Raw genomic sequence first — 13,089 nt, forward strand, 5'->3', positions numbered from 1 at the left:
GAAACTACCGGTTCCAGGCGGCACCCTCGGGGTCGAGTAGTCGTTCTTTCTGCTCGATGTTCGCGATTCGGTCGAGATCTTCGTCGTCGAGTTCAAGCTGCTGTCCATCCCAGTTCTGGCGGATGTGGTCGCCAGTCGCTTTCGGGATTGGAACCACCGTTTCTTGTGCAAGCCCCCAGGCGAGGCAGACGAGCGGAACCGACGTGTCGTGTTTGTCGGCAATCTCTTCGAGTACTGGGTGTGTAATCGACGCCTGCCCGAGCGGGCAGTAGGCGACAAGAGAGTAGCCATGCTCGCGAGCATCGGCTCGGAGGGCGTCTTGCTGGAGTAACGGGTGACATTCGACCTGATGGGCGACAATAGGGGAATCAAGGCGTTTCCGGGCATCATCGAGCAACTCCGGTGTGAAATTTGAGACACCGACAGATTGAGTGACTCCTTGCTCACGGAGCTCATCCATCGCACGCAACGTTTTTTCGGGGTCGTACGCCTGCATCGGCCAGTGGACGTATAGTAAGTCGACAGCGTCAACGCCGAGACGGTCGAGACTCTCCTGGGCCGTCGAGTGTACGTCTTCGTATGCGAGATTTTCTGGGAGAATTTTTGTGGCGACCACGACCTCCTCGCGGTCGACACTACTCTGGCGGATACCCTCGCCGACTGCACGCTCGTTGTCGTACATCTGTGCGGTATCGATGTGGCGATACCCCATATCGAGGGCGGCTGTAACAGTCTCTTGACAGGTATTGGGGTCAGTGTTGCCCGAGGTGCCCAGACCGAGTGCTGGCAGGTCACGTTCCATGGCTGGAGATTGGGCCGAGGGTAATAATCAGTACTGCTTGGTCCCTGGCCGTCTCGTTACCTATTTTCTTTGGCTGCTTTGTCGGCCCAGTCGGGACGTTCGACCGAAACATCTCCGAGTTGATGAATGACAAACGACTGGTCAAGCGTGACTGTCTGAGCGTCTTCCTCAATTTCAAGAGATCGGGTCGCCTTGTGAACAACACTGTTGGTGTCGACGAAGATTGTCGCTGTCTCCTCGGTCACCGTGCCAGATATCTCAGATTCGTCAACCGAGTCCAGTTCGAACTGGAGGAGGAGCAATCCGGATTTACTGACCGTCTCGGGAGACGCGAATGCTCCGGTCCGGAGGATACCGCCGAGGCTTTCACCCCCGCCAAGCATCTCTGGTGGATGGGTCGCCCTGAAATCCTCCTGAAATGACCTGCTTTGCGTGGTCGTTTCGTCATCCGACGTGCTCCGGATAAATTGCGTTCCGTTTTCGATATACAACCGGTTTGTCTCGGTAGCAGCATCAAACACAAGGAGCCGTTTGTTCGAATCGAGATTGCTTGTGCGCCGCTGTGTAACATGGAGCGTCTGCTCCCCGTCAGTTGTGTTGACAAGTTCTTGCTCGATAGCGTAGCTGTTTTTTGTGAGCGCCGTCCGCGTCGCGTCGACGAGTTTCTCAGTGTCCTCGATACCGTCCTCACTGGTCCCTTCAGGCGGGTCGAGTGGTTCCGGTGTGTCGTTTTCGTCAGAGGCGACACCTCCCAGTTCGTTCTCGTCGGTGTCTTCGTTACCCGTCTCCTCGGTGTCTTTACTCCCCTGACAGCCTGCAAGTGCAGACAAAGCAGCGACCCCGACTGTAGTCAGGAACGTTCGTCTGGTCGCCACTCCGGAGAGGTTCTCAAATTGCGCTCTCGGTTGTTCGTCGCTATCTTGTGGCATTTGTGAGGGGATTTCTGCGGTGGTTGCTTAATAATGTCCACTCAATACTCACGAGAGCTACTTTGAGCGGCGTGTTACTGTACAGTTACGTGCTAGTCAGCTTTCTTTGCTGTATTGACAGAGTATCAGCCGCGCTCCTCACGAGGGTCAGAAAAATGCCCACAATAGAGAGTGTCACAACGGTGGCAACACGCAACCTATTTGGCCGGCCCGACCACTCCCTCGGGTATGTTCATCCTCATCAATCTGAAAGCGTACCCGTGTGACCCAGTCGAAATTGCACAGGCGGCAGACACAGTCACAACAGAGCACGACGCCGATATCGCAATCGCTCCACAGGCAGCCCACATCCAACGAGTCGCCGACACGGGCATCGAAACATGGGCACAGCATGTCAGCCCTGTCGAACATGGAAGCCATACAGGAAGTACACTTGCCGAAGCGCCAGCCGACGCGGGCGCGACCGGGACACTACTCAACCACTCCGAAAACCGGCGTACACTGGCAGAGATCGATGCCAGCCTCGACGCCGCCGACCGCGCCGGGCTGTCAACGGTCGTCTGTGCGAACAACCCTGAGCAAATCGCTGCTGCCACGTCGCTTGGTCCAGACGCTGTTGCTGTCGAGCCACCAGAGCTCATTGGGACTGGAACGCCAGTCAGCCAAGCTGACCCCGATATCGTTCGAGATGCTGTCACTGCTGTTGAGCGTGTCGACCCCGAAGTCGATGTATACTGTGGTGCGGGTATCTCAACTGGAGAAGACGTTACATCGGCCAAGGAACTTGGCGCTGATGGGGTCTTGCTGGCCAGCGGTGTCGCAAAGGCTGATGACCCCAAGGCAGCACTGGAATCGCTTATCGAGTAACAGCTGCTGTTAGAGAGCTACATCGACAACAAGTCTCTCAGGTTCTCATCAGCCCAGTGCCCATAGCGATGCCACAGCCCTACCCGAGTGAGAGGCCAAGTACAAGATTGTTTACCCATCAGTCCAAGCGAGATGGCAAAGGCACCGTCAAGACTAATCTCCCGTGCACGCGTTTCGGTTTGAGTTTCGTCGTCGGTTTGGCTCAGGCATTACAGCTTCGACGCTGATTGAACAGGTAATTCGCGACAAGAGTGTTCTTCGGTTGAATGCTGAGATTGCCAGAAAAAGAAGTGCTCAGATGTCGGTTGTCTCTTCGATTTCTCTGAGGTAAGCGTCGATAGTCGTTTGGTCGGTGTGACCGTCAACGTCGTCGGCCAATCGTTGCTCCAAGCAGTAGTCGTAGTGCCCTCGGCCAACGTGTTCGACGAGTCCCATTGTCCGGAGCTCCCGATTATGGGCGTAGGCGTTGGTGCGATTCCCGTCGCCGCCTGCTGCAAAGTGCGCGTTCAGCGGCGTACTTGGTCCGAACTCGCGATAGAAGGCAAGCATCTTCCGTGTCTTCGTCTCAAGTGCGCCAATATCAGCCTTGCATTCTCTCACCGCAAGCGGTTCGCCGTCCTCGCTGTCCTCGCCGTCATCAATCAGTTCCGCGTCGTCACGGATTTCCGACTCGATTTCCTCGCGTGAGGTTCGTGATGACTCCGGCCACTCGTCACCTGTTTCAGACATGGAGCGCAACTCACCGAGAATATCGTCCGCACTGACACCGCGGTCACCGCTAACGTCATCGCTAAACTCCGGTTGTGGTGTCGTTTCTTCTCCCTCCGGTTGTGGTGTTGTCTCGCAGGCTGTCGAACGCTCACCCACCGATGTAGAGTCGTCCATCTGTGTCGAAAGCCCGGCCGATGTCTCCGCATCTGTTCCTGTCGATAGAGACGATTCAGTGCTCTTTTCAGTCTGTTCAGAGTCCGCGTTGGCTCCCTCAGCTGCAACGTCGTCCCCATCTTCAGCACTCATCACAGCTGAAAGGACATCGCTCTGGCTTGCCATATCTACAGCCGTTGTGTCGCCGTTCGTCCCAGGACCGGGTTGGACAGCCACTTCGGTTTCCGGTAGTGTGGTCTGTTCGCTGGGCGGTTCTGCCTCCGGTCGGTGTTCCCGGCGCATACGCTCACGTTCCGTCCGGCCGGGAGCCGCTCCCTCAACCTGGTCAACCAATGCGTCGACAAACTGGTCGGCCATCCGGCGCAAGTCGCGAGCATCCTGTAACTCGGTTTCGAGTTCGGCGATACGAGAGTTCTTTTTGTCGAGTTCACTACGCAGTTCTTCGACTCGATTCTCTCGCTCGGCCTGTTCCTCGCTGATTTCGGTCAACTCAGAGACGAGGTCGTCACTGACGCTTTTCAACTCTGGCCGTTCAAAATCGTCCAGTCCGGGCGTTGCCCCGGCGTCAAAGGTCTTCTTGCGGTGGAACTGAACCCGGCGAACGCGCTCTGACCAGTCTGTCGTCAGGAATCCCTCACCGTCATCGAGATTCTCGACAGCATCGGCGTACTCGCCATCGAGAATCCGGCGGACAACTTTTGTGTCGTTGTTCCAAGTCAGGCGGTGCCAGAGAAGCCAGTCACATTGCGTGATGAAATCTTTCTTTACATCTGCTGGCCGCTGGCTAATGCCACAGATCCCAAGCCCGTGCTTTCGGCCGCGTTTACCGATTTTGATGAGCATCTTGCCACACTCACCGACAGACCCACGTTCAGGAATATACTCGTGGACCTCCTCGACCAGCAATAGGAACGGTTGTTTCTGCTTTTTTGCCTTGGCAAACAGGCTGCGGGCGACTGCAGTCAGCAGTTCTTCTGCTTCATCTTCGTCAAGGTAGCTCGACACGTCGAGAATGATGGGAACGTTCTGTTCGAGTGCAAGCGAAGCAATTTTTTCGGCGTGCTCGGTCGTCACCTGGATGTCGCACTCTTCGTCACCGCCGACGTGGAGAATCTCGTACTCCTCTTTGAGTCCGTAATACTCCCCGTCGATATCGACGATGAGCAGCCCAAATTCGTTGTCGAGCAGATTCTCCGCGAGAACGCTTGCAGAGTTGGATTTGCCGGAGCCACTCTTCCCAGTGACAAAGCCACGACCAGTCAGTAACTCGACGACTGGGAGGGATACGTCATCGCCGGGTCGAGCACTCCCGCCGGGACCCTCACTGGTTTCGGCGACAGTAATATGAGTTGTTTCAGCCATACGCAGGTATCCTCTAGATTCCTTTGGCCCCTCATAATGCCTCGTCAGACAGATGACAGACGTAACCCACAGTGTGTGACAAATTCACACTAAAGACAGCACGTTTACTTGTCTTGGATTGTAAGGGGCTATCTAACGTAGTACTACGATAGCAAATTGCACAGTTTGTGATTATCGATGCGAAAGCAAGTCAGCTATGACGAACTCCGAGACAGACCTCAAAGAAACAGAGGAGAATCGAGAGACGCCGGAGATGAGCGTCGCCGTTGCAAGTGAACTCGCACAGGATGTTGTCGAGAACGTCGAGCAGGTCCTAGTCGGCGGGCGTGACGAGATTGAACACGTTATGACGGCACTGCTAGGGCGTGGACACGTCTTGCTAGAAGACGTCCCCGGTGTCGGAAAAACGATGCTTGCACGGGCAGTCGCTCGCTCGTTCGGCGGGACGTTCAAGCGTGTTCAGTTCACTCCCGACCTCTTGCCGTCCGATGTGACTGGCGTCAACGTGTTTAACCAACAGACACAGGAATTTGATTTTCGACCGGGACCAATATTTGCCGACGTGGTGCTGGGCGACGAAATCAACCGCGCACCGCCAAAAACACAGTCAGCCCTTCTGGAGGCGATGGAAGAACAACAGGCCACCATCGACGGTAAGACACACCACATTGAGGACCCATTCACCGTTATTGCCACACAAAATACCGTCGAGGGTGACCAAGCGTATGAACTTCCGATGGCTGAACTCGACCGCTTTATGAAGACAGTAAGTCTCGGGTACCCTGACCACCACGAAGAAGTCGAGATGCTCGACCGCGTGGTGGGACATCACCCCATCGATGACCTCACGCCCGCCGTGTCCCTATCTGAGTTCCGACAGGCACGTGAACGTGCTGCCGAGGTTACTGTCGCACGCGATATCCGAGAGTATGCGACAAAGCTGGCAAACTATACGCGCACACACGCCAGTCTGGGTGTGAGCCCGCGTGGAACGATTTCGTTACTTCGGGCCACACAGGGTCGTGCACTCCTTTCTGGCCGGGAGTACGTTGTTCCGGACGACGTACAGGAAGAAGTTGTCCCCGTCCTGAATCATCGCATCCGGACAGGTCGTGACGACGACAGCGTAACGCTTCTACGAGAAGCACTCAACAGCGTTGACCCCGAGTAGCATGAAGCTGACACGTCGTGGGCGCGTAGCAGTCATGATGGTCCTCCTTGCGGTTGGAATGGGGCTTGTCTCCGGCGCACGCGCGCTCAACGCAATCGCTGCGCCGACGCTGACTGCGCTCGTTGTGAGTGCGGTGCTGGTCTATCGGCGTGAGCCACCGACCGCCTCGCTGTCGTCGGTCGAGCCGGGATTTCCCGGAGAGGAACGGTCGCTTAGCGTCGCTCTCACGGGAACCGGGTTATCGACGGTCTCACTCTCGCTTCCAGAACGGGTCAACGGTGACACTGCTGAACAAGAGGTGACACTGCCACAGAGTGTGAGCTACAACCTCGAACTGGGTGGTCGTGGGGTCCACCAGATTGGGCCACCAACGCTGTCGCTTCGGGGACCACTTGGCTTGCTCGAACGGGACGTTTCTGTCGAGGGGACCACCGAAGTAACTGTATTCCCCCAGCGTTACAGCGTCGAAAACGAATCAATGCTAGCACGCTTGTTTGCTGACGAGTTGGAAGCCGAACGGCAGGAGTTTGACCGGCTACGAGAGTATCGACCCGGCGACCCGTTGCGTCATATCCACTGGAAATCGAGTGCCAAACACGACACGTTTCTGGTCACCGAATTCGATCCAGCCACACGCGACGAAACCGTCTCGATTGTTGGAACTGCCCCACAAGCTGAGGTTGATAGAATGGCACGTCTCGCAGCAACCATCGCAGACCTTGCGTTCGATGCGGGCTACAAAATTGAACTTGCAACACCATCCGGTCACGTTCCACCGGGAGCAGGAGACGCCCACCGAGAAAACATACTCCAGTTGCTCGCCAAAACTAAGCGAGGCAATCTGACGGCGTTAGGCAACGAAGAAGTCGATGTCGAGATAACGTACGCTAAACGGGAGCTTATCGCTCGTCTCGGAGCCCAAGAGTTTACCATACCCCAGTTGTTGGAGCGTATCGGTGCACACGTCGACGGAGAATCGACGACACCTGAATCGGAGGTGGCACAATGAGTAAAAGCGGGCGTTTGCATGCTGTTTCGGGGAAGATACCGGTACACCAGATAATTGCGGTCGTCGGGACAGTCGGGTTGCTTGGGTCGTTTCTCTCTGTCCTGTACGATATCGTCGAAACCGTCGGCGATCCGCTGTTGTTCTACGTTGTCGTGTTTACCACGCTGGTCGCCGCAACACTGCTCTCACGGACCCTGCCAGTCACCGGTGCAGTGGTCGTGGGAGCCATCCTGTTGGGAGCTGGGACTGTCTGGCACGCACTGACACTGGAGGCCGACCTGGAGTTTTGGTTACTCGTGAACAACAACATCGAGTTGTTGACCGGCGAGACTGTCTTGCAGATTCAGCAAGTCGACGTGTGGGCGTTGACTGTCACGCCGGCACCGGTGTTCCTAACGTGGTATTTCGTGTTGCGGGGCCGCTACGTCGGCACAGTTGTCGCCGGGGGCAGCATGCTCACATATCTCGTGTTGACCGGTGACGCCGGAACAACAGTCACACAACTCGGTGTGGTTTCAGCCGGGGCTGTCATCGGATTCGGTGAAATAGAGGCAACGGGCTGGACGGGAGCAACAGACCAGACGGTCGTAGTGCTTGCTGTGATGGTACTTGTGCCGCTTGTCATAACCGTCGTTCCCGGTGGAGCCGCCACTCCAATCACTTTCATCAATGATGAAACAGAGACAGTAGAGGAAAGCGTCATCACTGAGACCAGTATGGATATCGTCGGCGAAGTCAAGTTGTCACCAGAGTCACGGTTTGCTGTCACCAGCGACCAGCCACGACTCTGGCGGGTCGGAAGCTATGACCGCTATACCGGAGATGGATGGGTAAAAACGGGAGACACCTCGCCGCTGGGCAACAAGACTCTCGACGGACCACCGGGCCCCACCCAAGAGCTGACACAGACAATCGAGGCACAGACCACACTGTCAGTGTTACCGACAGCGTGGCAGCCGGTTTCTGTCGGAGAGTCGGTCACTGGTGACATAGTTGTTGGTCCGAATGGTGGGTTTGAAATCGATGGGACAGTGAGCGAGGGAACGATAATAAACCTCACAAGCAAGCTACCGGATCCTGAGCGTGAGGCACTCGTTACAGCCGGACAGAACTACCCCGAGTCGGTCCGTGAGCAGTACGCACAACTTCCCCAGAGTACGCCCGACAGAATCGGGGAACGCACCGAGCAAATCGCACGGAACGCCGAATCACCGTTCGAGACTGCAGTGGCTGTCGAGCAGTGGCTCGAACAGAACCGGGAGTACTCACTGACAATTGACCGTCCAGAGGGTGATATTGCAGATGCCTTCCTGTTTGAGATGGATGCCGGCTACTGTACCTACTTTGCGACGACGATGGCAACGATGCTCCGGTCTCAAAATATCCCCACACGGATAGCGACCGGTTACACCCCAGGAGAACGAGTTAGCGAGAACCAGTACGAGGTTCGTGGCCTCAACTCACACGTGTGGGTGGAGGTCTACTTCCCTGACATTGGGTGGGTCGAGTTTGACCCCACTCCCACCGGCCCTCGTCAGAGTACGGAGCAAGCAGCACTCAGTACCAGTCTAGGTGCCAACGGTGGCGGTACCGTAACCGGAACTACCAGTGGAGCTACAACAAACAGAGCCGGCGGGATAGGCGATGTCACCGACACCGGTGTACAGGATGTCTCGGACAGAATTTCCGGCGAAGCGGCCGAACAACCCGTCGAGAACGGAGCGCTCCGGCCTGGAGTCGGCACGGGTTCAGGGACTGAGGGCAATAGCGATGATGGGTTCAGTGTGCCACAGCCATCCCGCCAACAGGTCGTCGTCTCACTGGTTGTACTGGCCGGTGCCGTGGCCTGGACCCGACAGACAGGCATCGCCGAGTCACTTTTCGGGCGGGTGCTAGTTCGCTTCCAGCGTCGGTCCGACCCGGTGACAGACATCGAACGTGCATACGACCGTGTGCTATTGCTCCTCGAAGACCGCTACCGCCCCCGTGAAACAGGAGAAACAGTGCGCCAATATCTCGATGATATCGCTGCCGATGAAGACGTACGACGCGTTATTAGGCTATACGAGCAGGCACAGTATGCCGAAGACGCGTCCAAAGCGGATGCCGACGAGGCGGTCTCTCTCGTCGATACCATCCGAAAACAGGAGTAAGAAGCTATCAAATTGCGACTATTTTTTTACGTTATTAGTTATCGATACCGATTGACCAGTGTTTGGTGACTGCTATCCCGACAATGTTTAGTATGTCTATTGTGTACGTTGAATCTGTAATGTCGGAAGTCTGCTCGACGTGTGGGCTGCCCGAGGAGCTTTGCGTCTGTGAAGACGTCGCCAAAGACTCCCAGGAAATTACTGTCCGCATCGACGAGCGCCGCTATGGAAAAGAGGTAACGATTATTGAAGGATTCGACCCCAGCGATGTCGATATGGACAGCCTGTCCTCGGACCTCAAGTCTAAGTTTGCCTGTGGGGGGACTATCGATGACGGGCAGATCGAGCTCCAGGGGAATCACACAGGCCGCGTCGAGGATTTCCTCCGTGATAAAGGGTTTAACGTCGCCTAATCCTCTTTTCCGTCTCAATTGAAACAGAAACGTACCCCATAGCTACAGCGTTAGCGCCCGCTGTGCGCTATTTTTCAGTGCGTCAGAACGGCCATACGAGCCCGGAGCAACAGCGACCGTCTCGACACCCGCGGTCGCTGCAGTTTCGAGTACCGGTTTGAAATCGGTATCTCGGGAGACGACAACAAGTATGTCGATTTCATCCTCAACGGCCGCCGCAGTCGCATCAACAGCAAGCCGGACATCGACGTCACCGCTTGTCGTCACGACCGCAAACCCACGAGCTTCCGCTGCCTGAATCAAGCTCGGCGTCGCATGCTCGTCGAGATATAGTCGCGTCATTGTTCGTTTTCCTTCCTCTCCAGCGAGGTCCCGGAGCTCATCGAGATCGACATCGAACTCTTCACGAAACACGTTCGGCCCGTCGACAAACAGTCCGACGCGGGAAGAGCTGTCCCCGAGCCGTCGAAACAAGCCCATACAGCCACCTGTCGGTCGGCGTGTTTATCGGTTCCGACCTTAGACGCGGCCCCACAGTTCTCCGAGTGACAAACGACATGGTTTTGCAACATGCCCGTGAATCACCACTTATGTTATCACGGCAGTTCGTCCGCGAGAACCCCGATGCGGTTCGGGATGCACTCGAATTGCGTGGACAGGAGGGCGTTGACGTAGACGAGCTTCTCAATCTCGACGAGGAGTGGCGTGAGATGAAATCCCGGGGCGACGACCTCCGGCAAGAACGCAACGAGGTCTCTAGCAAAGTGGGTGAGCTCAAACGCGAGGGCAAAGAAGAAGCGGCAACCGAGGCGATTGAACGCTCCCAGACAATCAAAGACGAACTCGAATCGGTCGAGTCGCGTGCAGATGAACTCGATGCAGAACTCGAAAAAAAACTGCTCGAAGTGCCCAATATCCCACAGGGTGATGTGCCACCGGGAGATGGCGAAATCGACAACGAAGAAGTCCGGCGCTCAGGGTTTGAGGAGATGCGCGATATTCCAGACGAGATATCGCCACACTACGACATCGGTGAAAAGCTGGAGCTGTTGGACTTCGAGCGAGGTGCAAAAGTGACCGGAGGCGGCTTCTATTTCCTGAAAGGTGACGCCGCTCGGCTCGAGCATGCGCTCGTTCAGTTCATGCGGGACGTACACCGCGAACAGGGATATAGAGAAGTATTCCCGCCGGTTCCGGTCAATAGCGACTCAATGACCGGGACGGGACAGCTCCCAAAATTCAGCAACGACGCCTACCGCCTCGGGAACAGCAACGACGACGACTACGAGAGTGACGACCTCTGGCTGTGCCCCACCGCAGAGGTGTCGGTCACGAACATGTACCGCGACGAGATTTTGCTGTCGGACGACCTCCCACTGAAACATCAGGCTTACTCGCCGAATTTCCGCCGGGAAGCCGGTGAACACGGGACTGAAACCCGGGGTATCGTCCGGAGCCACCAGTTCAACAAAGTCGAACTTGTCAACTTTGTCGAGCCTGCAGACAGCGACGAACGTCTCGAATCGCTCGTCAGCGAGGCCGAGGCAGTGCTTGAACGTCTGGGGCTTCCGTACCGAGTCACGCTGTTGTGTGGCGGCGATATGACGTTTGCATCGGCAAAGACGTACGATATCGAAGTGTGGGCACCCGCCGACGACATGGAGTACGGTCCTGACCGTGGGGGTCGGTGGCTCGAAGTTTCAAGCGCTTCGAACTTCGAATCGTTTCAGGCCCGTCGAATCGGCCTCCGATACCGCCCCGAGCGCCACGAATCCGCCGAATACTTGCACACACTGAATGCGTCCGGGACGGCACTTCCCCGCGTTGTCGTCGCAATCATGGAGTACTACCAGAACGACGACGGAACAATCACCGTTCCCGAGCCGCTTCGCCCGTATATGAACGGGAAAGAACAAATCGACGGGCACGACCCCGTTGGCGAATCCGCAGTCGGTGCCGGACGAAAAGAGTAGGTTACTCCGTACCGAGACGACAGGCTACAAAGAATCAGGGACGCCGTGGTCGCCGTCGCTGATATCTTTGGTAAGCTCGGGTTCGGTGTCGTCGTCATCGTCATCGTCGCTCTCGTCTGTCTCACCTTCTGTCGGGTCTGTCAACTCTAGCTCAACATCGTCATCCACATCGGCTTCATCGTCGTTTTCAGTTTTTGTCTCTCCAGAGTCTAAGCTCTCGTCCAGCGGTTCGTCTGGTTCATCCGACTGACCGTCATTTTGCTCTTCGAGTTCTGCAGTAATTGCTTCGAGTTCTGACTCGTCGATGGACTCATCTTCAGACTGCTCGTCGTCCGTCGTTTCCTCAGTTGTGTCAGGTTCTGGTGTCCCAGCGGCCTGCTGAGATGTTTCCGCAGTGGACGTGGAATCACCTGTGGCTATCCCATCGTCAGCGACTTGCGCTGTCTCGGAAGCGTCATCGGTCCCCCCACTCTCAGTGACGGCACCGTCACCGAGGTTGAGTGAGTTGTCAACCGCAGCCTCGTCCGTTGACAGAGATGAGTTGTCGGTACTGTTCGTATGCAACTCTTCTTCAGGCGGGAGGTTGTCCGGGGCAGGCGGCTCGTGGATATCTCGCGCCGTTTCGAGCGAGCCTTCAGCGTCTTGCTGTAGCGCTTTGGCTTGTTTGCCCATACCGCTGGCGAAGGCCTGTGCAGAGTCGTCGAGCCAGTCTGCAGCCCGCCAGAGTGCTTCTGATTTGCGCTCAGCGCGCTCAAAATACTCCGTCTCTTCGGCATTATCTGAAAACCGGACGGCAGTGTTGAACTTGTCGCGGGCTTCATCGAACCCCTCACGAGCCTGTTCAAAATCGCCGCTCGATAGCATCCATTCGTTGTTCTCGTATGCTTCCATGGCACTGGTAAACGCACGCCGTCCCTCGACGTAATGAGCGTGCCCAACGCGGTAGCGTGCCTCTGCTGTCTCGTCACTGCCGAGGTTTTCAACTGCTTTCCGTATTTCGTCTGTATCAGGAAGTTCTGTCGGGTCCGTTGCAGCCCAGACATACTGTACTGTTTTAGTGTGGTCAATGACGACTACTGCTCGTCTGGTCAAATACCGGTCTGTCTCAGCAGAGACACCGTACTCGGCGGCGACCTCTCCGTGAACATCCGCAAGCAACGGGATATGCAAGTCGTACTCCTCGGCAAACGCACGATGGCTGAAGATGCTGTCTCCCGACAGAGCTAGAACGGTGACATCTTTCTGCATGGTGAAAATATCGAGGTCGCCAAGTCCGGTTGAAGAGCCATCACAGGCCGGACTGAAGTCGCCAGGGTAAAACGCTAGAATGACGACAGCCTCACCGAGATGCTCATCGAGTGAAACCAGTTCGAACTCGTCTCTGTGGACAGCCGGGAGTTCGAATGGCGACGGTGTCTCCCCTTCCTCAATCATTACTCGTTGTTGACCGGTTAGATACTTAATTGTACAGGCAATGGTCTAGCCGTTGTAACCGGTTCTCACAAGGTTATTGTATTGCTATCGC

11 protein-coding genes are annotated in these 13,089 nt (G+C 56.1%); 6 read left to right on the forward strand and 5 right to left on the reverse strand.

All coding sequences use genetic code 11. The features are described from left to right. Positions 1-4 precede the first annotated feature (4 nt). A complete protein-coding gene (locus tag N5098_RS17255) occupies positions 5-802 on the reverse strand; it encodes an aldo/keto reductase (RefSeq protein ID WP_267639082.1) in 798 nt (265 codons plus the stop codon). 56 nt (positions 803-858) lie between these two features. After that, positions 859-1,731: a hypothetical protein gene (locus tag N5098_RS17260; protein ID WP_267639083.1), complete on the reverse strand. Its 873-nt coding sequence runs from the start codon at positions 1,729-1,731 to the stop codon at positions 859-861. 228 nt (positions 1,732-1,959) lie between these two features. On the opposite strand from N5098_RS17260, the gene tpiA reads away from it, so the two are divergent. Beyond that, complete coding sequence (tpiA, locus tag N5098_RS17265) at positions 1,960-2,598, forward strand: triose-phosphate isomerase (RefSeq protein WP_267639084.1); 639 nt, start codon at positions 1,960-1,962, stop codon at positions 2,596-2,598. A gap of 294 nt (positions 2,599-2,892) precedes the next feature. Here tpiA and N5098_RS17270 read toward each other — a convergent pair whose 3' ends face one another. Beyond that, entirely contained in the window at positions 2,893-4,845 is a 1,953-nt protein-coding gene (locus N5098_RS17270; protein ID WP_267639085.1) for an ATP-binding protein, read from the reverse strand. Between the two features lie 253 nt (positions 4,846-5,098). Here N5098_RS17270 and N5098_RS17275 point away from each other — a divergent pair, with 253 nt between their 5' ends. From N5098_RS17275 to yciH, 4 genes are all read left to right on the forward strand, one after another. Then, a complete protein-coding gene (locus N5098_RS17275) occupies positions 5,099-6,016 on the forward strand; it encodes an AAA family ATPase (RefSeq protein ID WP_382231339.1) in 918 nt (305 codons plus the stop codon). Between the two features lies 1 nt (position 6,017). Further along, positions 6,018-7,025 carry a DUF58 domain-containing protein gene (locus N5098_RS17280; RefSeq protein WP_267639087.1) on the forward strand — a complete coding sequence of 336 codons (1,008 nt, stop codon included), beginning with the start codon at positions 6,018-6,020 and terminating at the stop codon, positions 7,023-7,025. Continuing rightward, positions 7,022-9,178 (forward strand): transglutaminase TgpA family protein, encoded by a 2,157-nt coding sequence (locus N5098_RS17285; RefSeq protein ID WP_267639088.1) that lies wholly within the window; start codon positions 7,022-7,024, stop codon positions 9,176-9,178. Before N5098_RS17280 ends, N5098_RS17285 begins: the two co-directional genes overlap by 4 nt. A 119-nt stretch (positions 9,179-9,297) precedes the next feature. Then, positions 9,298-9,591 carry a stress response translation initiation inhibitor YciH gene (gene yciH, locus N5098_RS17290; protein WP_267639089.1) on the forward strand — a complete coding sequence of 98 codons (294 nt, stop codon included), beginning with the start codon at positions 9,298-9,300 and terminating at the stop codon, positions 9,589-9,591. Positions 9,592-9,633: 42 nt separating this feature from the next. Here the strand turns inward: yciH and N5098_RS17295 are convergent, their stop codons facing one another. Further along, on the reverse strand, positions 9,634-10,071 hold the full coding sequence (locus N5098_RS17295; RefSeq protein ID WP_267639090.1) for an NYN domain-containing protein: 438 nt from the start codon (positions 10,069-10,071) through the stop codon (positions 9,634-9,636). A 110-nt stretch (positions 10,072-10,181) separates the two neighbouring features. On the opposite strand from N5098_RS17295, the gene serS reads away from it, so the two are divergent. Continuing rightward, positions 10,182-11,564: a serine--tRNA ligase gene (gene serS / locus N5098_RS17300; RefSeq protein ID WP_267639091.1), complete on the forward strand. Its 1,383-nt coding sequence runs from the start codon at positions 10,182-10,184 to the stop codon at positions 11,562-11,564. A 24-nt stretch (positions 11,565-11,588) separates the two neighbouring features. Here serS and N5098_RS17305 read toward each other — a convergent pair whose 3' ends face one another. Beyond that, complete coding sequence (locus N5098_RS17305; RefSeq protein WP_267639092.1) at positions 11,589-12,998, reverse strand: redoxin domain-containing protein; 1,410 nt, start codon at positions 12,996-12,998, stop codon at positions 11,589-11,591. Positions 12,999-13,089 lie beyond the last annotated feature (91 nt).

The organism is Halovenus rubra (assembly GCF_026586665.1).
Lineage (GTDB): Archaea > Halobacteriota > Halobacteria > Halobacteriales > Haloarculaceae > Halovenus > Halovenus rubra.